This window comes from Sulfurimonas sp. (assembly GCF_041563035.1).
Lineage (GTDB): Bacteria > Campylobacterota > Campylobacteria > Campylobacterales > Sulfurimonadaceae > Sulfurimonas.
On record NZ_JBFFNS010000013.1, the window covers coordinates 1 to 21,925 of the forward strand.

The window sequence follows — 21,925 nt, forward strand, 5'->3', positions numbered from 1 at the left end:
ACATAATCTCTTTTGCACCTGTATTATCAGCTACAACTAAACGAGTAAAACCTTGGATCATTACTTAGCTCCTGATACTACTGTTTTAAGTCTAAAAGATTTAGTCTTAGAAAGTGGACGACATTCGATTGCAATAATCTCATCACCAACTTTTACTTCATTACGCTCATCATGTACTAAGTACTTTTTGAAACGTTTTACAACTTTGTGGTAACGAGGATGCATTACACGACGTTCAACAACGATAGATACCGTTTTTTCGCCTGCAATTGTAACTACTTTACCTTGAATTTCACGCTTATGTGTCATTACCAAGCCCCTAGTTTGCCACTGCAGTAAGCGCAGTGTTGATTTTAGCAATGTCTTTTTTAGCGATACGTAGTTCGCTAGTGTTATTTAATTGCATCATCTTTTGTTTTATTTTTAAAGTAAACAGTTCTGTTTTCTTTTCTTTTAGCATAGCATTAAGCTCTGCTGAATTTTTATCTGCTAAATCAGAATATTTCATTGCTCATCTCCGCAGTAATTATTTTAGTTTTGAATGGTAATTTGTGCATTGCAAGAGTTAGCGCTTCACGAGCTAAATCATGAGGAACACCAGCCATTTCAAAAATTATACGACCTGGTTTAATGTTCATAACCCACTGGTCAACTGAACCCTTACCTTTACCCATACGAGTTTCAAGAGGCTTAGCAGTTAACGGTTTAGCAGGGAATACACGAATCCAAATCTTACCATTTCTTTTAATGTGACGAGTAGCTGAAATACGAGCTGCTTCAATCTGACGTGAGTTAATACGACCTGCTTCAACCGCTTTAAATGCGATATCACCAAATGCTAATGTATAACCAGAACGAGCGTAACCACGGTTACGTCCCTTCATTACTTTACGATATTTTGTTCTTTTTGGCATTAACATGATTAATCAGCCTTTCTCGGAGCACGTTTTCTTGGGCGCTCGTTTTTCTCTTCTTTTGCTTCTGCAGGGATACCTTTAGTAAGTACCTCACCTTTGAAGATCCATACTTTAACACCGATAATACCGTATGTAGTATGAGCTTCTGCGAAACCATAATCAATTTTTGCACGAAGAGTATGTAAAGGAACACGTCCCTCTAAGTACCACTCAGTACGAGCCATTTCAGCTCCACCAAGACGGCCTGCAACTGCAACTTTGATACCTTTAGCGCCAGAACGTTGTGCACCTTGCATAACTTTCTTCATAGCACGACGGAAAGCAACACGACGTTCTAACTGAGTAGCAACATTCTCAGCAACAAGTTGTGCTGAAGTTTGAGCTTTTTTCTCTTCTTTGATATTAACAGAAACTGTTTTACCAATTAACTTTTGAAGTGAAGTCTTAAGTTTTTCAATGTCCGCACCTTTTTTACCAATAATGATACCAGGGCGAGCTGCAACGATAGTTACACGAAGTCTCTTAATTGTTCTTTCTATAATGATGTTAGCAACACCAGCATAGTAAAGCTCTTTTTTCAAAAATGTACGAATCTTGTGATCTTCACCTAAAGCTGCCGGAGCAGTTTTAAAATTAGGGAACCAACGGCTCTCCCAATTACGGTTGATACCAAGACGTAAACCAATAGGATTAACTTTTTGACCCATATTATTTACCCTCTACTTCTACTAAGATATGTGCTGTAGGCTTTCTGATTCCAGATGCCATACCACGTGCTCTTGGACGGAATCTCTTAAGAACAGGACCATTATCAATACGACATGATGTAATAGTACAATCTTCAGCTTCACTACCACTGTTAGCAACTGCAGAAGCGATTACTTTAGCGATGATTTTAGCTGCCTTATTAGGAGTAAATTCTAAAGATGCTAATGCAAGTTCTGCATTCATACCTTGAACTTCTCTTGCAATAAGACGAGATTTAATTGGTGATACACGGATAAACTTTAATAATGCTCTAGCCATGACTACCCCTTCTTCTGAACAGAGCCCTTATGGCCCTTGAATGTACGAGTTGGTGAAAACTCACCAAGTTTATAACCAATATGATTCTCTGTAATATATACAGGAATAAATTGACGTCCGTTGTGAACATTTAATGTTAAACCAACCATTACAGGAAGAACCATAGATCTTCTTGACCAAGTTTTAATAGGTTTTTTGTTGCCTTCAGCCTTAGCTGCTTCAACTTTTTTCATTAAATGGTCATCAATAAATGGACCTTTTTTTACTGAACGAGCCATTAGCCTACCCTTTTTGCATTTGGTTTACGGCGAGTAATAATAAGTTTATCACTAGCTTTCTTACGACGAGTTTTAGCACCCTTCGTTGGTTTACCCCATGGAGTAACTGGATGACGACCTGAGTTCGTTTTACCTTCACCACCACCATGCGGGTGATCAATTGGATTCATTGCAGAACCACGAGTTTGAGGACGAATACCTAAGTGACGCTGACGACCAGCTTTAGCGATAACAATGTTACCAAACTCTTCGTTACCAACTGAACCAACAGTAGCTAAACACTCACCTAATACTAAACGCATTTCAGATGAAGGCATACGAAGTGAAACATATTTACCATCACGACCCATAATCTGAGCAGAAGTTCCAGCAGCACGACACATTTGTCCACCTTTACCAGTTTTAAGCTCGATATTATGAATTAATGTACCCACTGGGATATTTTTCAATTTCATTGTATTACCAGGTTGAATATCTAAACCAGCCTCAGCTGATTGGATACTATCACCTACACATAAACCTTTTGGTTGAAGAATATATCTCTTCTCACCATCAGCGTATGTAACTAGTGCAATACGACAGTTACGGTATGGATCATACTCTATAGCACTTACAGTAGCAGGGATATCAAATTTATTTCTTTTGAAATCAACGATACGGTAAAGTTTCTTAGCACCAGCTTGACGGTGACGAGATGTAATACGACCATTGTTGTTACGACCTGCATGAGTAGGTAACTTAACAAGTAATGAACGAACACTTGCTTTTGCAGTAATGTCAGACGAATCAACATTAGTATAAAAACGACGAGATGGAGTTATCGGTCTATAAGTTTTAATTGCCATCTTATACCGCCAAACTTTCTATTTGTGCACCCTCTGGTAACTTAACATAAAACTTTTTAAAGTCATTTTGTTTACCAGCAACACCACGGAAACGTTTAACTTTCCCGCTTTGATTAAGTGAGTTAATGTTTGATGGAACTATTCCAAAATACTCACGAAAAACCTCTTTAAGACCTGTTTTAGTCATACGTGGAGAAGTTTGTACAACGATAACGTTGTCTTCTTGCATTCCTAAAGTCTTCTCTGTATAAAGTATAGATTTAATATCTGTAATATCTGCCATTATTTAGCCTCACCTACAAGATTGTCCCATACCGCTTTTTCGATCACTATAGAACGATAATTAGCAGCTAAATAAGCATTTAATTCATTTGATTCAATTACATAAGTACTTGAAAGATTATCAAACGCTAAAAAAGTATTTTCATCTAAAAGAGATTTTACTATTAGTACATCTCTTTGATTTAGTGCTTTAAACATTGCCGCTGCATCTTTAGTTTTACCAGATGCGATTTCAATGCTGTCAACGATGAAAAGACTACCGTTTTGTGCATGCTCGTTAAGAGCAAAGTTAAGAGCAAGTTTCTTTTGCTTCTTATTTACTTTAAGGTCATAATTACGATTGTTCTTAGAACCAAATGCTTTACCACCACCCACAAAGATAGGAGAACGACGTGAACCAGCACGAGCGCGTCCGCCACCTTTTTGAGCCCATGGTTTCTTACCACCACCTCTAACTTCACTTCTACCTTTTGTAGTAGCAGTGTTTGCACGTTGTGCAGCCTGAGCTGACTTAACATACAAATATAAGTTGTGAGGATTAATACCAGAAAAACTCTCTGGTAATGCTAACTCAGATGCTTTTTCCATTTTATCATTTAAAACGATTGCGCTCATTATTTAGCTACCTTTACACGACCTAAAGAACCATTAGCTCCTGAAACTGAACCAGACACCGCGATGATGTTGTTTTCAGCGTCGAAAGAAACGATCTCATTCTTAACACTATTTTGTGTATTTCCGTAATGTCCTGGCATTTTCTTACCTTTCATTACACGACCTGGCCACTCTGCATTACCGATTGAACCTGTTCTACGACCAAATCTATGACCGTGAGATGCAGGACCACCAGAGAAATTCCAACGTTTCATTGCTCCAGCAAAACCGCGACCTTTAGTAGTAAAAGTAGATTTTAAAACTTTAGCTTCTGCTAAAGGTGCTAAATCTAAATCACCAGCTTCAGTGTTTGATACTTCTAAAGTAACAAAACGGTTAAACTCAGATGAAAGGCTATATTTCTTTTGCTGACCTTCAATTGATTTATTCATTTTTTTACCGCTATTGTAAGCTACAATTGCAGTGCCTTCATTAACTTCACAAACCTTAGCGTCTAAAACTCTTAAAAGAGTAACAGCTTGACTTGGTACTGTGATTGTACGGCTCATACCGATTTTTTCAACAATATATTCCACGACCTACTCCTACTTATCCATAGAGCGAACTTCAACGTCCACTTCCGGTGCAAGATCAAGCTTCATTAGAGAATCTACTGTTTCTGGCGTAGCAGAAACGATATCGATAACTCTAGCGTGCATACGAATTTCAAATTGCTCACGCGCTTTTTTGTTAACGTGAACTGATTTCAATACTGTATATTTACGAATCTTTGTTGGTAAAGGGATCGGACCACGAATTACGGCACCTGTACGCTTTACAGCCTCAACTATTGATGCTACTGATCTATCTAATACACGATGATCGTATGCTTTCAATTTTAAACGAATTTTTTCCATGTTTTTCCTTCTAAAGAACTCGTTAGGTCTTGCCTAACTATATTAAGGGAGTGGAATTGTACCCAAACAAAAGTTCATATCCAAGGTTTTAGGGGGTAAAAAGTGAAATTCCTTAAAATTTATTTCCTTTAAGGAAGGAAATGATAAAATTGCTTTATGGAAATATTACTACAAGAACTATATAAGACTGATATTCATTTAGATAAATTTCACTTTAGAAAAGTATATTTAGAAGATTCAAGTTATCAGATAAATGGAATTTCTCAAAGCGGAAAATCTAAACTGGCTAAAAATTATCTTCTCGGTCTGAAAAAAAACAGTTATCTGTATATAGATTGCAGTGACATAAGAATAGATATAAAAGAGTTAAACAACACTCTGGCTAGATTTTGTAATCTAAACAAAATTGACACATTGGTTTTAGATAATTATAAAAAAGAAATCAAGATAGTAAATGTGTCTCAGCTTATCATATGCTGTGAAACTCATTTAGATATAGATTATCTTAACACTGTACAACTTTATCCACTTGATTATGAAGAGTTTTTAGCTTATGAGCATAAGTATGATTCAAATGCACTAAACCACTTCTTTCAACTTGGCGGCTTTCCATCTATGCATAAGGTACATAGTGATGAGAGAACTATCTATATTCAAAAGACACTAAAGTATGCTCTTGATGAGATGGAGTTTGACATACTGGTTCTTTGTGCGAAGATGATGGCTCAAAAGCTATCTCCATACTCTATATATGAGAGACTCAAACAGACTAGAAAAGTATCAAAAGACAAATTATATAAATCATATGAAAATCTATATGCAAAAAATTATATACATCTGCTGGAGAAAAATAATCATCCAAAGGCTACAAAAAAAATCTACCTATGTGATATATCTCTAAAGTCAGCACTTAGTCTAGATAAACACTTTGGCAGACTTTTTGAGAATATGGTATATCTTGAGCTTTTAAAATCAGGTATTGATTGTTTTTATGACGATGGAATTGATTTTTATATTCCAGATCAGGATGAAGTTATACTATGTAAGCCATTTGCGGATGAGAGAACACTATTTAAAAAGATGGAAGCAATAGAAGCATTTATATTTAGTTACGGTATAAAAAAAGTTACAGCCATTACAATGAATAGAGAAGGTAGTGTGAGTCACCCATTTTCAAAGGTTGAGATGCTACCATTTGATATATGGGCGATAGGAGATTAATATATGTTGTGTGGTATAGATGAAGCTGGACGTGGACCGATAGCAGGAGACTTAGTAATGGCTGGATGCATACTAAATTCTCATATAGAAGGTCTGAATGATTCTAAAAAACTTACTGAAAAAAAAAGAGAGGCTCTTTATGAGCTTATAGTAAAAGATTCTACTTATCATGTAGTAAAGATATCTCCCCAAGCAATAGATGCTGATGGTATATCACTTTGCATCAAGCGAGGACTTGAAGAGATCATAGAAAACTTAGAGTGCGAAGAGTATCTATTTGACGGTAACTCTAACTTTGGAGTTGTCGGACTGCCTACTATGATAAAAGCAGATGGCAAAGTTGCAGAAGTTAGCGCTGCATCCATACTCGCAAAAGTTACGCATGATAGAGATATTTTAATAGAAGCAAAAAAATATCCTGAGTATCAATTTGAAAAGCACAAAGGATATGGAACCGCTCTTCATGTAGAGATGATTAAAAAACATGGTTACTGCGATATTCATAGAAGAAGTTATAAACTTAAAGCTCTTCAGGCAACTCTCTTTTAATTTATATATATAATAGTTTTTTATCATTTGAAGTACTATAATTGTAGTGGAAGGAAAGGCGATGAAGTTTTTATTTCCAATGCTATTTTTTATAGTATCTCTCTTAGCACAAGATAATTATGAAAACTGGGACAAACATTACAAGCTTACGCCTACAGTTATAGACTCTGAAGCTCATAATGCTTATATAGAAATATTTACAAACAAAAAAGCAACTCTAGCCTACATCAATAAAGAAAAAAAATACCCTATTGGAGCGATAGTATATAAACCACTTTATCAAGACAAAGGTAAAAAAATATTGGTACGTGTTGTTATTATGGAGAAGATGTATAAGGGATATGATAGCGAGAATGGAGATTGGTTCTATGCTGTATCAAATCCAAAAGGTGACGATGTTTATGAAAAAGGAAAAATCCAACACTGTATCTCTTGTCATAAATTAGTAAAAGAGGCTGATTATATGTTTAGTAAAAGCGTTATGAAAAAGATAGATGATGTAAACTTTGCGTTTGAGAAAGTAATTCCGGATCTAGAGCTGTATGAAAAATAGCTCCAGAGTAAAGTATTATTGGTTAGCTGTTGCATTTAAAGCAAGAATCGCCATATTTTGCATATGAATAGTAATATCTTTTTTAGCTTCTACCGCTTTATTAAGTTCTTCTAAAAAGTATTCTTTCGTTCTATCATCAGCCATATTGAAGACGTAAAGTACCCATTCAGTATTTAGTTTGATATCTTCTTGCTCTTTTGTAACTTCAAATATTCTATATAAATTAATATCAGTATCTTTGATAAGATTTAAAACCTTCTTGTAAAAAGGTGTTACTTCATAGCTTACAAGTGATTCTAAATCATCTTTAGGGATAGTAGCATCTGTATCAAACAAACCATCTTTACCGACAATAAGTGCATTTCCAACTATAAGTTGTTCACCTATAAAAAATGGTTCCATATTTTTTGATATTGCATCTGCATCACTATGGATAGTATGTTTATCAAGTGTAGAAAGTTCATCTGTTAGAATAGAATTAAAAAAGCTATACACGGTATTAGCCTGCATCTCTATATCTATCTCTTTTACTTCTTGTGTAGTTGAGTCAATCGAATATGCTTTCATTTAAAAATTCTCCAATAAAATTACATTTACAAAAGTGCCCTCTTCCAAGTCACCGTCATCTTCGCCCGTTACCATTAAAGCGCTGCCGTTTAACATGTTAGTTAGTATTGCAGAACTTCCAACTTTTTTGTCTTCAAAATTTACAAAATATTCACCGTCAACAACTTCAACGTTACATGCTGTAAATTCTGTCAGGCGACTTCGTTTTGTAAATCTCTCGCTTAGTTTTGCTTCTACTCTTTTATATGGTTCACTTTTACCTAGCATCTTAGATATAAGAGGTAGTCCATAAAGTATAGAAACCACAGTTGAAGAGTATGCAAAACCAGGTAGAGCTAAGATGAACTTTCCTTCTCTTTGCGCAACCATAATATGCTTTCCTGGCTTAATAGCCACACCCTTGTAAACTACTTCAGCACCAAGACGCGGAACTATATCTTTTACAAAGTCATAATCACCGACACTTACACCACCTGTACTGATAAGTATATCAGCAGATGCAAGCGCATTTTCAAAAGTCTGCATTATCTCGTCTCTGTCATCAGGCGCAGTTCCAAGCTGTATAGCATCTGCACCGGCTTGCTCAAATAGAGCACATAGAGTATAGTTGTTTGAACTTCTGATCTGTGCCGGATTATCACTCTGCTCACCAAGGTCTAAAATCTCACTACCCGTAGAGATAACAGCTACTCTAGGTTTAAGAGCAACTTTAACCATCACCTTGTTCAGGCCAGCCATTACACCAATCTCAGCAAAGCCGATTTTCGTACCTTTTTTTATCAGCACATCGCCAGCTTTGTATCCTTCACCAATAGGACGAACTGAAGATCCAAAACTAACTTTTTCATCTATATAGATTTTATCACTGTTCTCGCTTACGCTAACGTTTTCTATTTGAATAAGAGTATCTGCACCCTCTGGCATCATAGAACCTGTGAAAGTCTTAATACATTCTCCGTCTGAAAGAACTCTTCTTTCATCATTCCCGGCAGGGTTATATCCAAGTATCGAGATGCTATCACTATCTAAGTCTGCGTGCTTAACGGCATAACCATCCATAGAAGCTGTTGGAAACTGAGGGTCATTATACTCTGCAACGATATCATCAGCTAGGATTCTTCCAAGAGTAGAACTTAATGGTAAGTTCTCACTTCTAAAGCTTCCTATATCTAATAGGTCTAACATATTTTGGCTTGTCTCATAAGATAGTAATTTCATTTTAAAATTCCACTCCCTTTTATAGCTGTTGATCTATCTAATGCATAGATTCTTTTTCCATTTCGAAGATCATATTTCCAGATAGGAGCAGAAGCCTTGAAGTCTTCAACAAACTCATCTATAAATTCTAGAGCAACACGTCTTTTTGGAGAAAAGACTGCAGCTATATAAGATGACTCATGAAGCATTACATCTCCACGAGAGTGTGCCATTTTTATTACTGCACCTTTTTCTTTTGCCTTGTCTTGCCAGTCATTAAACCACTTCTCTAAAATAGGTTCATAAATATCAAAACTAAGTCCATCAATATCATCTTCGCTTCTTACAGTTCCAACAAAAGGGATGTAAGCACCATAATTACTAGTAGCTTCTTGCTCATACCAATCTTTTAAAATAGTCGGTACGTCTAAAGATCCGTTATAAAGATATAGCATCTATCAGCCTCCGCAAACCGGAGGGAGTAGTGCTACTTTGTCACCGTCTTTTAAAACAAAATCTCTACTGCTAACAAGCGTATCGTTTACTGCAACTGCTGAGTTTTCTAACCACTCCTGCATCTGCGGATCATCTTGCAGTATTGTTGCTAATTCATTTAAATTTGTAATTTCTAACTCTAAGGGCTCTTTTTGAATAGGGCCTAAAAACTCTACTTTTACCATAATGCTATCTCCTTAATTTCATTCCATAAAATGAAGGGAACCTCCATCTCTTTTAACGAAAAAGGAACTAGTTCCTTTTCCTACGCTTGGACCGCTTCGGTCACTAAAGCTTGATGATTTTTATCAATATTGACGAGATTATATCTAAGATAAGTTAAGTCATGTATAATTTCAATCAATTTATTTTGGAGTTGGATTTGGTTTTTGGAAAAATTGAGTATTTAAATTTATTACCTTTTCATGTTTTTATGAAGCGTTTTACCAAGAGTTCTCAGCAGAGCATGAGTATGCATTATAAGCGTGGTGTTCCTGCAAAAATCAATGAAAAGTTCCTATCTCGCAGAGTGGATGCAGCTTTTATCTCAAGTATCAGTGCAAAAAAATATAGGCATGTAAATCTTGGAATCATCGCAAAAAAAGAAGTTCTTAGTGTTCTTGTAGTTCCCGATGTAAAAAATGAAGCTGATATAGAATCAGCAAGCTCCAATGTACTAGCTCAAATCTTAGATATCAAAGGTAAAGTTCTCATTGGTGACAAAGCTCTAAAGCACTATCTTCAAGGTAAGCCTAATATAGATTTAGCTGCTCAGTGGAACAAAAAATACAACCTACCATTTGTTTTCGCTCTACTTTGTTACCATAAAGATCAAGAAATGTACAAAAACATAGAGAAACTGTTTTCAAAACAAAGAGTTAAAATACCACAATATCTTCTCAATTCAGCATCAATTAGAACAGAAATATCAAAAAAAGATATACTCTACTATCTATCGCATATATCGTACGATTTAGACCATAAGGCGAAGAAAGGTCTCTCACTTTTCTATAAAAGTGTCAAAAACTGACAATTTTATGTTAAAATGTCCCAATGATGAAGACATTTTTATTACTTATTATTACTCTTACACTTTTTGCAAATGAACCGATATCACCGATTCCTACTGAAGTAAAATTCAATCTTGAAAAAGCAAAACTTGGCAAAAAATTATTTTTTGATACTATTTTATCTAAAGATAACTCAACAGCATGTGTTAGTTGCCACAACGTTTTTGATGGCGGGGCAGATTCAAATGTTGTCTCGAGCGGTTATGCAAACAAAAAAGGTAATATCCAATCACCCACAGTTTTAAACTCTAGATATAACTTTAAACAGTTTTGGAATGGACGAGCAAGAAACCTGACACAACAAGCTGATGGTCCTATAAATAATCCAGCCGAACATAATATGGATGCTAAAACTGTTGAGAATAGAATAAATGATTCTATTGAGTATAAAAGACTATTTAAATCAGTATATGGTACTTCATATATTTCTTACACTCAAGTTCTTGAAGCTATAGTAGAGTTTGAGAATGCTCTAACTACGCCAAACTCAAAATTTGATAGATTTTTAAGAGATGAGATTCAACTTACAAAAGATGAAAAAGAGGGCTACATACTTTTTAAGCAAAACGGATGTATTACCTGCCATAACGGTATTAATATCGGTGGCAATTCATTTCAGAAAATGGGAACATTCTTAGAGTATGAACTAAAGAGTGATTATCCAGACAGAAGCAAGATTACAAACAATCCAAATCATAAGAATGTATTTAAAGTTCCTACGCTTAGAAATATTAATAAAACAGCCCCTTACTTTCATGATGGAAGTGCTAAAACACTCAAAGAAGCCTTAACTATTATGGCTAAACATAATTTAGGAATTAAGCTTGAAGATAAGGAAGTTGAAAAGATTATAGCTTTTTTGAAAACACTTGATGGTGAGAAACCTAAAATACTGGAAGAAAAATGAAACTAAAACAACTTATGTTCATAGTACTGGGTCTTGGAATAATATCATCTATTGCCATCGTATACTTCTATATAATCCAAAAAGATTTCACTAAACAACACAGAGAGTTTCTTTTATCTGTAAATGCATTGGAAAATGCCAACATAGACCTTGAACACCAAATACTTCAAAACTCAATCTACGCTTACCACAACCAAGACGAGATATCAGCTACTATAAATAGAGTTGAGAAAACCTATAGAGATATACAAGAGTCTGAAATATTAAATGATAGTACATATGCACAGACTAAGGAAAGTATACTATCACTGCAAAAGGATATAAGCCTTAATCTACAAAATATAGAAGAGTATATCATGCTAAACGCTGGTATAAAAAACTCTTTGGTATTTTTAAGCAGACGTATAGATGAAGCAACTTTTTTACAAAACAAAGATAGAGATCTTTTCATACATGCTACAAAGATTTTAAAACACTTCAACGATGCAAAAAGAATGCAGGATCTTGATTACATAAATCATAATAATTTTTTAATAAAATCTAAATCCACTGATATCAAGACTCAAAGCTTTATTGATAACTTCAACCTTCATTCTAAGTACCTGATAAACAGATATCCAATCTTTATGCAGACTACAAAGACTGTTCTAAACAACGATATTCACAGCTATCTGGAGAAGTTGAAAATAGATTTCTCAAAAGTTGCACTGAGTGATTTTAAAGCACTTGATATGTTTGCATTTATACTCTTTAGTGTGTTTATCTCATCTTTGTTTCTCATAATTGTGCTGTTTGTAAAATATCTAAAAGAAAACAAAAAACTGCAAGATATAACAGCTTCGCTAGAACACTCACTCTCATATGATCACTTAACAGACCTGCATAACAGAAGAGCTTTTGAGATTCAGCTGCAAAAGATCAGAGAACCTCACCTTCTTATTATAAATATTGACGGATTTAAATATATAAATGATATCTACGGAAACGATGTAGGAAATGTAATACTTCAAGAATTAGCGCAAATCTTAAAAGATGAGTTTTCTAATCGTCCAAATACTTGCATCTACCGTCTCGGCGGTGATGAGTTTGGAATACTATTTAATAAAATCTCAAGCGAAAACGCGTTAGAAATAGCAAAAAAACTTGAGAAAAAAATATCTAATTATGACTTTATAGTTTATGACTTGACTCTTCATCTACTTGTTAGTATTGCGAGTAACTCTACAGTCCCTATTTTAGAAAATACCGACTTAGCACTAAAACTACTTAAAAAAGATCACACACAAAGAATTTTAGAGTATAACGACAACCTAAATATCAAAACAGATGTAAAAGAAAATATGAATACAATCGAGCAGATAAAAACTGCTGTTAAAAACGATAAAATAGTTCCATTTTTTCAACCTATTATAAATCTAAAGACATCTAAGATAGAAAAATATGAAGCTCTTGTTAGACTAAGACTTGAAGATGGAACATTTCTACCACCATATAAATTTTTAAATATTTCTAAAAAGAGTTCTTATTACCACTTCATCACTAAGACTATGATAGAAAAAACTCTTAAAATGGCTAAAGAGTTCCCTCAATATAGATTTTCTATAAATATTTCTATGATAGATATACTAGATGCTAAACTGACTCATATGTTATTTGAGACTTTAAATGCTAATCCTGATGTAGCGAATAGATTGGATATTGAACTACTGGAATCAGAGAATTTGCAGAACTTGCAGGTCGTTCAAGACTTCATTACTAAACTTCATGTTTTTGGTTCAAAAATCCTTATAGATGATTTTGGAACAGGCTACTCTAACTTCTCATACTTCTCTAACCTAGATATTGATCTAGTAAAGATTGACGGATCAATTGTTAGTGAGATAGAGACAGATGATAAAAAGCTTCATATGTTAACTAGTATACATAAGTTCTCAAATGGAATGAATATGAAAAATGTTGCTGAGTTTGTTGAGACGAGAGAGGTAGCACTTCTACTTCAAGAGATCGGTGTAGAGTATGCACAGGGATACTACTTCAGTCAACCGCTAGAGAGACCTTTAGAGGATGACAGAGTAATAATTTAAACTATTTTAATATCTTAGCCAACTCTTTTCTGTATGTTTTGATATTAAAGTCTTTCATATCAGATGCACCACTATCTACTGCAGCCTGAGCTACAGCACTAGAGATTTCTACAATTAGTCTTTTATCAAACGGCTTTGGAATAAGATAGTCTTTACCAAACTTGATCTCTTTAGCATATAGCTCACAAATATCTTTTGGTACTTCTGTACGAGCTAGATCAGCAAGTGCATGAGCAGCGGCTAGTTTCATCTCATCGTTTATCTTTTTTGCTCGAACGTCCATCGCACCTCTAAATATAAATGGAAAACCTAGAACATTGTTTACTTGATTATCAAAGTCACTTCTACCAGTTGCTACAACAGCATCCGGTCTAGCTTTCATAACATCCTCTGGAAAAACTTCAGGTGTCGGATTTGCCAGAGTAAATACAATAGGCTCATTTGCCATAGTCATAATATCTTCTATTGTAAATGTACCAGGTTTTGAGAGCCCTACAACAACATCAGCACAGTCAAAAACTTCTGAGTGGGTCATATATCCTCCCGCACAGAATTCTCTCTTATATGCATTTAAATCACTTCTACCATTGTGAACAACACCTTTAGAATCAAGCATATAAATCTCTCTGGCACCAAGCTTTTTATATAATCTTGCACAAGATATTGCAGCAGCACCTGCTCCAACAACTACAATTTTAAGGTCTTCAATCTTTCTATGCGTAACTTCACAGGCGTTTATGATCCCCGCAGCAGATATTACTGCTGTTCCGTGCTGATCGTCATGCATTACTGGTATATCTAACTCTTCTACAAGTCTTCTTTCTATCTCAAAACATTCTGGTGCTTTTATATCTTCTAAATTAATTCCACCAAAAGTTGGAGCTATTGCTGTCACGACAGAACAAAATCTGTCTACACTCTCGGTATCTACTTCTATGTCAAAACAATCAAGCCCGGAGAAGCTTTTAAACAATACGCCCTTTCCTTCCATAACCGGCTTAGATGCCAATGCACCTATATTACCAAGTCCCAAAACTGCTGTTCCGTTTGAGATAACGGCAACAAGATTCTTCTTTGAAGTATATCTGTATGCATCTTCAGGATTTTCTTCAATTGCCAAACATGGAACAGCAACACCGGGAGTGTATGCTAATGATAAGTCTTTTTGAGTTGCCACAGGTTTTGTAGTCTCAACTGATATTTTTCCTGGACTTGGAAATTCATGATAATCAAGAGCTTCTTGATCTGTAGTAGATGTTTTAGACATAAGACAAAATCCTCAATTTTATTTTTGAAATTATATCTTAATATAAATTTATATATACTTTTTCATAAGTTATTCTAATCTATATACAACTATTTCTGTTTTAATTATGACTTAATAAAAGTGAAATAGTAATCACAAAACTGAGACATTTATGTTTACAAAAGATTACAAGAACTTTTAACTGACAATTTGATAAAATATGATTATAAAAAATTATACTTGAAAGGTAACTGTGTGAATTTCAATATCGATAACAACCTGATACTTAATACATTAGAACAAAACATCTTTGTTAAAGATATTAATTCAACTTACCTTTTTGTAAATACTACTTATGCCAAACTAGTTGGAGAAGATGCAAATTCTATCATAGGGAAAAATGATTTAGATTTTTTTCCAAAAGAGATTGCTGATAAATATCGTGATGATGATTCTCTGGTCATACAAAATGAACAAGTTATTGATACAATTGAACCTATCCTAATAGATGGTGAATACAGAACCATAAGAACTGTAAAGAAACCTCTTTACTCCAACGGTGATGTCATAGCTGTACTTGGAATATTCTGGGATATTACAGATTTTAATGAAGAAAAAGAGAACTTAAAAAAACTAGAATATGGTCTAAACAAAGCACAAGAACTTGCTAATATTGGTCACTGGGAACTAAACCTGGCTACAAATGATCTTTTTTGGTCGGATGAAGTCTATCGTATTTTTGGACTTCAACCTCAAGAGTTTGGTGCTACATACGAGGCATTTTTAGAATATATTCACCCGGACGATGTTGATCTTGTTAACAGAAGTTATACAGATTCAGTAGCAGGTAAACGTGGCTATCATGTTACACATCGTATAGTTCGCAAGAATGGTGAGATTGGTTTTGTAGAAGAGAGATGCGAACATGAGTTTGACATAGAAGGAAATGTTACTAGATCAATTGGGACTGTTCATGATATCACAAAGCAGAAAATAGCTCAAAACGAGCTAATGTTGGCATCTGAAGTTTTTTCTAAAATGAGTGATGGTGTTGTAATCACAGACGCTAATCAAAAAATTATCAAAGTAAACGAAGCATTTACTAAAATAACAGGCTACACAACTGAAGAACTTGAAGGAAACACACCAAAAGCTTTTAGTTCAGGTTGGCATGACGAAGCATTCTATCAAAAAATGTGGGATGATATTAATCATCACGGACAATGGAATGGTGAAATAATCGACCGTAAAAAAAATTCTGAAAGATATACGGCAGAGATGCACATTATAGCTTTACATAATGATGAAGGTACTTTAACAAACTATATCTCGATAACAAATGATATCAGCAAGAAAAAAGAGCAAGAAAAACTCATTCATAATCTTGCATATTTTGATGCACTTACAGAACTTCCAAATAGAGTGCTTTTTGAAGAGCGTGTAGTCAGTAGGATGCCATTTACAAAACGTAATGATAAAAAAATGGCTCTTATCTTTATTGATATGGATAATTTCAAGAATGTAAATGATACACTTGGTCACTTTATGGGTGATATCTTTTTAATAGAAGTTGCTAATACCATTAAAGAAACTCTCAGAGAGCAGGATACTCTTGCACGTTTAGGTGGAGACGAGTTTACAATATTAGTAGAAGATATAAATTCTATTATGGATGTTATTCCAATTGCTGAGAAAATCATTGCCTCATTTAAAAAACCTATAATGATAGAAGAAAAAGAAATATATACCGGTGTCAGCATCGGTGTAAGCATCTATCCGGATGACGGTGAAAGCTATGATGAGTTAGTTAAAGCTGCCGATACAGCTATGTACCAAGTAAAAGCAAGTGGAAAAAACAACTTTCAGTTTTATACACAGACTATGAATGAGAAAATCACAGAACGTCTATTTTTAGAAGATGGTTTACGTAATGCCGTTAGTAATAATGAAATATTCATAGTCTATCAGCCAAAAGTAAATCTAGAAACAAAAAAAGTTTATGGGATGGAAGCACTAGCACGCTGGAAGCACCCAGAACTTGGACTCGTGCGACCGGATAAGTTTATTGCCATATCAGAAGAGACGGGACAAATATACAACTTAGGACTCTGGATTGCTAAACAGGCTCTTATTGATACAAAAGCATTGCATGAGGTAGGTCACAGACTAACAGTATCTATAAATGTATCTTCTAAACAGTTAGAAAAAGAAAGTTTTATTGATGACATATGCTCACTTGTTAATGAAATAGGCATCGACAAAAGTTATGTTGAACTTGAGATTACAGAATCTCACATTATGAGTAATATAGACAAAGCTCTAATTATTTTAAAAGAATTATCTTCTAAAGGCTTCAAACTATCTATTGATGATTTTGGAACTGGTTACTCATCACTTAGCTATCTCAAAAAACTACCTGCTCAAACGATTAAAATAGATCGCAGTTTTGTACTTGATATTGACAAAGATGAAGATGACAGATCTATTGTAGCAACTATTATCGCAATGGCTAGTGCATTAGGCAAAGATGTTATAGCTGAAGGTTCTGAGACACAAGAGCATATAGATACTTTAAAATACTTACACTGCAACAAGGTACAAGGATACTTTTTTTCAAAACCGATAGAAATAGGTGAGTTTAGGGAATTTGTTGATAATTTTTAAGAGTGGGAAGTTACGACGCCAAACAAAAGCGCCGTAATCTTTAAATACTTATACTATTTTTTTTTAAAAAACCATGTCTAAATGTGGTGACGTAGACGGAATATTAACTCCGGCATCTTCATAAGCTGCCATATGATGAGCAAATGCACTTGAAGCTAAAGCTCCGACTAATAATGCTAACGTAATAAACTTTTTCATATTTATTCCTTTGTTTTGAGATAGCGTATTTTAACATCGTAGTGTTAGTTGAGTGTAAGTAGTCTAGTAAACAGTTTAAAGGATGCTAATTAAAGTTTGAAGTATTTATTTTATGGGATTGTAAAAGAGTTGAATAAGTTGATGGTGCGGATGAGAGGACTTGAACCTCCACGCCTTGCGGCACCAGATCCTAAGTCTGGCGTGTATACCAATTTCACCACATCCGCATGTGATTGTTAAAAAAAATACTAATGTTATGAATTCTGCTTTATAAATGGTGCGGATGAGAGGACTTGAACCTCCACGCCTTGCGGCACCAGATCCTAAGTCTGGCGTGTATACCAATTTCACCACATCCGCGTAAATAAAGCAGAATTCATAACATTAATAAATGGTACCCCCTACACGATTCGAACGTGTGGCCTACGCCTTAGAAGGGCGTTGCTCTATCCAGCTGAGCTAAGGAGGCAAATTGCACTTGTTTTTAGATTTTTTGGTTTCGTAAAAACCATAGCTTCAGTGCCCAAGCGGCTAGCATATGTAAAAAGGTGGTACGCCCGATAGGATTCGAACCTATAACCCTCGGAGCCGAAATCCGAAACTCTATCCAGTTGAGCCACGAACGCTTCCAATTAATTTTATTAGTTATTTTAAAAAGTTTTTATATTTATGATTATTGAATGGGGTGAGATACGGGATTCGAACCCGCGACCCCCGGCACCACAAACCAGTGCTCTAACCAACTGAGCTAATCTCACCATACGAAAGTTATAAATATAAAAGTGGTCGGGGTGAAAGGACTCGAACCTTCGGCCCCCTGGTCCCAAACCAGGTACTCTAACCATACTGAGCTACACCCCGACCTGTACAAAAACCTAGCTTTACGCTGATTAATGAGGCGAAATTATAGTCAATAACTTTTGAAATGTCAATGCTTTTTTGACAATTCTTTCATATATTTTAATTTTCTAGTATAATTGCTTCGATTTAAGGGGAATATTACATATGAAAATAGCTAGATTTAGTAGAATTGGGTTTATTTTAGCAGCTGCTGGGAGTGCAGTTGGGCTTGGTAATATTTGGAAATTTCCATATATTGCAGGTGAGTATGGTGGTGGAGCATTTGTTCTAATATATCTTATTACAGTTTTACTCATCGGCTTTTCAATAATGATAGCTGAGATGTTAATAGGATACATGGGAAGAAAAGATGGAGTCACATCTTTTGAAGATTTGGCACCTAAACACAAACATATTTGGAAATATGGAGGCTTTCAAGGGCTAGCCGGTCTTTTTATTATGATTTTCTATTCTGTCGTTATTGGATGGATATTTCATTATATAGTCACATCCCTATCTTCTCTTCCTGCTACAGTCGAAGAAGCTGAAACTACATTCAACGCTATGCTTCATACGGACATCTGGACACAACTCTTTTATCATACAATTGCATTTATATGGATAACTCACGTTTTAACAAGAGGTATTAAAGGCGGGATTGAAAAAGTAAATATGGTTTTAATGCCGACTCTTATGATTATTTTACTAGGAATGTTTGCCTATGCCACTACACTTGACTCATTTGCTAGAGCAGTTAGTTTTATGTTTGAACCAGATTGGTCTAAGATAGACTCTGAGGCTTTTGTAACTGCTGTTGGTCATGCCTTCTTTACTCTTTCCCTTGGTATGGGTGCAATAATGACTTACTCAGCTTCTATGGAGAAAAATTCTAATCTTGTCCAAAATGCTTTTTGGGTAGTATTTTTAGATACTACCATAGCCATTGTGGCAGGACTTATGCTTTTTACATTTCTTTATCAATATGGAGCAGGCCCCGCAAAAGGTCCTGGTTTAGTTTTCATCTCACTTCCTGCTGCTTTTTATGAGATGGGAATTATTGGTAATTTCTTTGCCGTCTTATTCTTCTTAGCTCTTGCCTTTGCAGGTCTTACATCTTCCGTATCTCTAGTTGAGCCCATGGTTCAGTACTTTATAGACAGATTTGCTTGGAGTAGATTAAAGTCTTCTGTCGCAATGGGTCTATTCTTCTATCTTATAGGTATCATTGCCCTACTCTCAAACATAGATGGATATAAAGAAGCTCTTACATTCGGAGATAAAAACTTCTTTGACTGGGTTGATCATTTTACAGCTGCTGTCATGCTTCCTCTTGGTGGACTGATTATGGCGCTGTTTGTGGGTTTTGTTATTGAGAAACAGAGAGTAGAATCAATCTTGAAACCTCAGTTGGGCTTTGCATTTGAAGCTTGGTACTTCTCACTTCGCTATATCACACCAATAGCTATGTTTATAGTTATGTTATCTTTAATGGGAATTTTATAATTATGGATCAGATTACAAGACAGTGCAAACAGATACTAATAGATGAAGGAATAGATGCAAATTCTACTATAGATTTTGATGTAAACGGAGAAGTTCATAGCATGACTTTTGAGTATATTATTGATACATTTATGCAAGCTTCTCAAGAGTCTCAGTTGGTTTTTTATGCTGCCCTGCAAAAAGCATTGGATGCTAAAGATATGGGAGTTGATAAATTCTTTGAAGGCATGGGACAACTTCTGTTAATGACACATTTGTCAAAGAATATTGAAATTTAAGAAGAAGTGATTTAACTATTTGTTAAAATTAGTCTAATGAGTAATTTTAACAAATATATGGCACTTGTTGCTCTTTTTATCATATCAGTATTTTCTCTATTCTACCCTATCGATATTTTTAGCGAAAAAGGGGTGGAGCTACAAAAACAGATACTCGTGAATCAAGCCCAAACACACTTTCAAGACCAAGTAAATACTAGGAAATGGGTTGCAAAATACGGTGGAGTCTATATCAAGCCTCTAGAGGGTGAAAAACCTAACCAGTATCTTCCCGACAACACTCTGTATGTAGATGAAAATCTGACACTTTTTAAAGTAAACCCAGCATGGTTAACTAGACAACTATCAGAAATAGCAGACATTAAAGATTTTCACTTCCGCATAACAAGCCTTATACCAATAAATCCAAATAACAAAGCAACCCCATTTGAAGAAAGAGCATTAAAGTATATTGATAGAACAGGAGAAAAAGAGTACTACGAAATAAATGAAGAATCCGATTTTGAATATATGGGAGCATTAGTCACCACTAAAGCCTGTCTTCCATGTCACGAACATCAAGGCTATAAACTCGGTGATGTAAGAGGTGGTATTAGTGTCAGTTTAAGTACTACAGAGTTTAAAACTGTTACGGCTTCTATAAAAAATAGAGCAATAATTTTAAAAATATTTGTACTATTTTTCCTACTGAGCATCATGCTACTAATATATAAACAATTAAAACACAGTGAAAAACTACAAAGTGAAGTTAACCGCAGAACAAAAGAGATAGAGTCTACTAAACAACTTCTACAGCAGATTATTGACACAGATGCCAGCTTTATTGTGCTTGCTGATGGAAAGAATATTATCTATGCTAACAAAACTATACTTGAGTTTGCCGGGTATACATCTATCGAAGAGTTTAGAGAAAAGCATGAATACCTGTCTGATATGTTTGAGAAAGTAGAAGACAACAATAGTTTCATCCAAACATACAATGATGGTGTTCACTGGATTGAATATGTAAGAAGAGAACAAGACTCTCAAAAGCTAAAAGTTCGTATAGAAAAAGATGGAGAACATAGGTACTTCAGACCTTATGCTAAAGATATAAAAACAGATGATAAAGTACTATATCTAGTAACTTTCGACGAAATAACAAATGAGTATGTAAAGATTAAAGAACTTGAGCATATGGCTTCAACCGATGTTTTAACAAAACTATTTAACAGAAGTAAGCTAAACGATGTTTTAGAGAAAGAGATGGCACTCTCAAGTACTATTTCATCACCTCTCTCCATAATTTTTATTGATATAGACCATTTTAAAGATGTAAATGACACCTATGGACATGATGTTGGAGACAAAGTACTAATTGATATCGCGAATATTATCAGTTCCAGCACTAGAGCAAGTGATATAGCAGCCAGATGGGGTGGAGAAGAGTTTATGATTACTTTACAATCTACGGATACTGCTCACGCCTCAATCCTCGCAGAAAAACTCAGAGCTACCGTAGAAGAGTACACTTTTGCTATCGTTGGAAAGTTAACGATATCACTTGGTGTTACAGAGTATATGAATAATGAAAGTGAAGAAACATTTATTAAAAGAGTTGACAAAGCACTTTATGAAGCAAAAGAAAGCGGTAGGAACAGAGTAGTTATTAAATAGCCTCTAATGACTCAAAAGGAATAAACTCTAACTCCAAA

The 21,925-nt window shown here is 34.9% G+C and carries 27 protein-coding genes and 6 tRNA genes; 10 read left to right on the forward strand and 23 right to left on the reverse strand.

Annotated features, from left to right (window positions below; genetic code table 11):
- Window positions 1-60 precede the first annotated feature (60 nt).
- Genes rpsQ through rpsJ form a run of 11 tightly spaced genes read right to left on the reverse strand, consistent with a single transcriptional unit; the run spans window position 61 to window position 4,859 of the window.
- On the reverse strand, window positions 61-309 hold the full coding sequence (gene rpsQ, locus ABZC13_RS09130; protein WP_294964879.1) for a 30S ribosomal protein S17: 249 nt from the start codon (window positions 307-309) through the stop codon (window positions 61-63).
- 10 nt (window positions 310-319) lie between these two features.
- Entirely contained in the window at window positions 320-508 is a 189-nt protein-coding gene (gene rpmC / locus ABZC13_RS09135) for a 50S ribosomal protein L29 (RefSeq protein ID WP_373002663.1), read from the reverse strand.
- Window positions 495-920 carry a 50S ribosomal protein L16 gene (gene rplP / locus ABZC13_RS09140; RefSeq protein ID WP_373002665.1) on the reverse strand — a complete coding sequence of 142 codons (426 nt, stop codon included), beginning with the start codon at window positions 918-920 and terminating at the stop codon, window positions 495-497. The genes rpmC and rplP overlap by 14 nt, the downstream gene beginning before the upstream one ends.
- Before the next feature lie 2 nt (window positions 921-922).
- A complete protein-coding gene (gene rpsC, locus ABZC13_RS09145; RefSeq protein ID WP_373002667.1) occupies window positions 923-1,624 on the reverse strand; it encodes a 30S ribosomal protein S3 in 702 nt (233 codons plus the stop codon).
- A gap of 1 nt (window position 1,625) precedes the next feature.
- Window positions 1,626-1,943: a 50S ribosomal protein L22 gene (gene rplV / locus ABZC13_RS09150; protein WP_373002669.1), complete on the reverse strand. Its 318-nt coding sequence runs from the start codon at window positions 1,941-1,943 to the stop codon at window positions 1,626-1,628.
- A gap of 2 nt (window positions 1,944-1,945) precedes the next feature.
- Window positions 1,946-2,221 carry a 30S ribosomal protein S19 gene (rpsS, locus tag ABZC13_RS09155; RefSeq protein WP_373002671.1) on the reverse strand — a complete coding sequence of 92 codons (276 nt, stop codon included), beginning with the start codon at window positions 2,219-2,221 and terminating at the stop codon, window positions 1,946-1,948.
- Entirely contained in the window at window positions 2,221-3,066 is an 846-nt protein-coding gene (gene rplB, locus ABZC13_RS09160; protein ID WP_373002673.1) for a 50S ribosomal protein L2, read from the reverse strand. Before rplB ends, rpsS begins: the two co-directional genes overlap by 1 nt.
- Window position 3,067: 1 nt before the next feature.
- A complete protein-coding gene (locus ABZC13_RS09165) occupies window positions 3,068-3,349 on the reverse strand; it encodes a 50S ribosomal protein L23 (protein WP_008339166.1) in 282 nt (93 codons plus the stop codon).
- Window positions 3,349-3,963: a 50S ribosomal protein L4 gene (rplD, locus tag ABZC13_RS09170; protein WP_373002675.1), complete on the reverse strand. Its 615-nt coding sequence runs from the start codon at window positions 3,961-3,963 to the stop codon at window positions 3,349-3,351. Before rplD ends, ABZC13_RS09165 begins: the two co-directional genes overlap by 1 nt.
- Window positions 3,963-4,538: a 50S ribosomal protein L3 gene (gene rplC, locus ABZC13_RS09175; protein WP_373002677.1), complete on the reverse strand. Its 576-nt coding sequence runs from the start codon at window positions 4,536-4,538 to the stop codon at window positions 3,963-3,965. The genes rplD and rplC overlap by 1 nt, the downstream gene beginning before the upstream one ends.
- 9 nt (window positions 4,539-4,547) lie before the next feature.
- Complete coding sequence (gene rpsJ, locus ABZC13_RS09180) at window positions 4,548-4,859, reverse strand: 30S ribosomal protein S10 (RefSeq protein WP_194366916.1); 312 nt, start codon at window positions 4,857-4,859, stop codon at window positions 4,548-4,550.
- Window positions 4,860-5,015: 156 nt separating this feature from the next.
- On the opposite strand from rpsJ, the gene ABZC13_RS09185 reads away from it, so the two are divergent.
- From ABZC13_RS09185 to ABZC13_RS09195, 3 genes are all read left to right on the forward strand, one after another.
- Entirely contained in the window at window positions 5,016-6,080 is a 1,065-nt protein-coding gene (locus tag ABZC13_RS09185; RefSeq protein WP_373002680.1) for an ATP-binding protein, read from the forward strand.
- 3 nt (window positions 6,081-6,083) lie between these two features.
- The gene (locus ABZC13_RS09190; RefSeq protein WP_373002683.1) at window positions 6,084-6,629 is read left to right on the forward strand and encodes a ribonuclease HII; all 546 of its coding nucleotides are present in this window, start codon (window positions 6,084-6,086) and stop codon (window positions 6,627-6,629) included.
- A gap of 61 nt (window positions 6,630-6,690) precedes the next feature.
- Window positions 6,691-7,182, forward strand: coding sequence for a cytochrome P460 family protein (locus ABZC13_RS09195; RefSeq protein ID WP_373002685.1), 492 nt, complete (start codon window positions 6,691-6,693; stop codon window positions 7,180-7,182).
- Between the two features lie 15 nt (window positions 7,183-7,197).
- Here ABZC13_RS09195 and ABZC13_RS09200 read toward each other — a convergent pair whose 3' ends face one another.
- Genes ABZC13_RS09200 through ABZC13_RS09215 form a run of 4 tightly spaced genes read right to left on the reverse strand, consistent with a single transcriptional unit; the run spans window position 7,198 to window position 9,626 of the window.
- A complete protein-coding gene (locus ABZC13_RS09200; protein ID WP_373002687.1) occupies window positions 7,198-7,749 on the reverse strand; it encodes a hypothetical protein in 552 nt (183 codons plus the stop codon).
- Window positions 7,750-8,967 carry a molybdopterin molybdotransferase MoeA gene (locus tag ABZC13_RS09205; RefSeq protein ID WP_373002689.1) on the reverse strand — a complete coding sequence of 406 codons (1,218 nt, stop codon included), beginning with the start codon at window positions 8,965-8,967 and terminating at the stop codon, window positions 7,750-7,752.
- Window positions 8,964-9,401 (reverse strand): molybdenum cofactor biosynthesis protein MoaE, encoded by a 438-nt coding sequence (locus ABZC13_RS09210; RefSeq protein ID WP_373002692.1) that lies wholly within the window; start codon window positions 9,399-9,401, stop codon window positions 8,964-8,966. Before ABZC13_RS09210 ends, ABZC13_RS09205 begins: the two co-directional genes overlap by 4 nt.
- A gap of 3 nt (window positions 9,402-9,404) precedes the next feature.
- Window positions 9,405-9,626 (reverse strand): MoaD/ThiS family protein, encoded by a 222-nt coding sequence (locus ABZC13_RS09215; protein WP_373002694.1) that lies wholly within the window; start codon window positions 9,624-9,626, stop codon window positions 9,405-9,407.
- 197 nt (window positions 9,627-9,823) lie between these two features.
- Between ABZC13_RS09215 and ABZC13_RS09220 the strand changes: the two genes are divergently transcribed.
- The 3 genes from ABZC13_RS09220 to ABZC13_RS09230 are packed head-to-tail and all read left to right on the forward strand — an operon-like array spanning window position 9,824 to window position 13,502.
- Window positions 9,824-10,471, forward strand: coding sequence for an MqnA/MqnD/SBP family protein (locus tag ABZC13_RS09220; protein ID WP_373002696.1), 648 nt, complete (start codon window positions 9,824-9,826; stop codon window positions 10,469-10,471).
- 26 nt (window positions 10,472-10,497) lie between these two features.
- Window positions 10,498-11,418 carry a cytochrome-c peroxidase gene (locus ABZC13_RS09225; protein ID WP_373002698.1) on the forward strand — a complete coding sequence of 307 codons (921 nt, stop codon included), beginning with the start codon at window positions 10,498-10,500 and terminating at the stop codon, window positions 11,416-11,418.
- Window positions 11,415-13,502, forward strand: coding sequence for an EAL domain-containing protein (locus ABZC13_RS09230; protein WP_373002700.1), 2,088 nt, complete (start codon window positions 11,415-11,417; stop codon window positions 13,500-13,502). Before ABZC13_RS09225 ends, ABZC13_RS09230 begins: the two co-directional genes overlap by 4 nt.
- 1 nt (window position 13,503) lies before the next feature.
- Here ABZC13_RS09230 and ABZC13_RS09235 read toward each other — a convergent pair whose 3' ends face one another.
- The gene (locus ABZC13_RS09235) at window positions 13,504-14,769 is read right to left on the reverse strand and encodes a malic enzyme-like NAD(P)-binding protein (RefSeq protein WP_373002702.1); all 1,266 of its coding nucleotides are present in this window, start codon (window positions 14,767-14,769) and stop codon (window positions 13,504-13,506) included.
- Window positions 14,770-15,003: 234 nt separating this feature from the next.
- On the opposite strand from ABZC13_RS09235, the gene ABZC13_RS09240 reads away from it, so the two are divergent.
- Window positions 15,004-17,412 carry an EAL domain-containing protein gene (locus ABZC13_RS09240; RefSeq protein ID WP_373002704.1) on the forward strand — a complete coding sequence of 803 codons (2,409 nt, stop codon included), beginning with the start codon at window positions 15,004-15,006 and terminating at the stop codon, window positions 17,410-17,412.
- A 63-nt stretch (window positions 17,413-17,475) separates the two neighbouring features.
- On the opposite strand, the gene ABZC13_RS09245 is transcribed toward ABZC13_RS09240, so the two are convergent.
- From ABZC13_RS09245 to ABZC13_RS09275, 7 genes are all read right to left on the reverse strand, one after another.
- Window positions 17,476-17,610, reverse strand: coding sequence for a hypothetical protein (locus ABZC13_RS09245; protein ID WP_373002706.1), 135 nt, complete (start codon window positions 17,608-17,610; stop codon window positions 17,476-17,478).
- Window positions 17,611-17,752: 142 nt separating this feature from the next.
- A tRNA-Leu gene (locus ABZC13_RS09250) sits at window positions 17,753-17,837 on the reverse strand.
- A 48-nt stretch (window positions 17,838-17,885) separates the two neighbouring features.
- Window positions 17,886-17,970: transfer RNA gene (locus ABZC13_RS09255), tRNA-Leu, on the reverse strand.
- A gap of 32 nt (window positions 17,971-18,002) precedes the next feature.
- A tRNA-Arg gene (locus ABZC13_RS09260) sits at window positions 18,003-18,079 on the reverse strand.
- Between the two features lie 80 nt (window positions 18,080-18,159).
- Window positions 18,160-18,236: transfer RNA gene (locus ABZC13_RS09265), tRNA-Arg, on the reverse strand.
- Window positions 18,237-18,291: 55 nt separating this feature from the next.
- Window positions 18,292-18,368 (reverse strand) — tRNA-His (locus tag ABZC13_RS09270).
- Between the two features lie 25 nt (window positions 18,369-18,393).
- Window positions 18,394-18,471: transfer RNA gene (locus ABZC13_RS09275), tRNA-Pro, on the reverse strand.
- Window positions 18,472-18,615: 144 nt separating this feature from the next.
- Between ABZC13_RS09275 and ABZC13_RS09280 the strand changes: the two genes are divergently transcribed.
- Genes ABZC13_RS09280 through ABZC13_RS09290 form a run of 3 tightly spaced genes read left to right on the forward strand, consistent with a single transcriptional unit; the run spans window position 18,616 to window position 21,887 of the window.
- The gene (locus ABZC13_RS09280) at window positions 18,616-19,953 is read left to right on the forward strand and encodes a sodium-dependent transporter (protein ID WP_373002708.1); all 1,338 of its coding nucleotides are present in this window, start codon (window positions 18,616-18,618) and stop codon (window positions 19,951-19,953) included.
- Between the two features lie 2 nt (window positions 19,954-19,955).
- A complete protein-coding gene (locus tag ABZC13_RS09285; RefSeq protein WP_373002710.1) occupies window positions 19,956-20,231 on the forward strand; it encodes a hypothetical protein in 276 nt (91 codons plus the stop codon).
- Window positions 20,232-20,267: 36 nt separating this feature from the next.
- Window positions 20,268-21,887 carry a diguanylate cyclase gene (locus ABZC13_RS09290; RefSeq protein ID WP_373002712.1) on the forward strand — a complete coding sequence of 540 codons (1,620 nt, stop codon included), beginning with the start codon at window positions 20,268-20,270 and terminating at the stop codon, window positions 21,885-21,887.
- The last annotated feature ends 38 nt before the right edge of the window (window positions 21,888-21,925 follow it).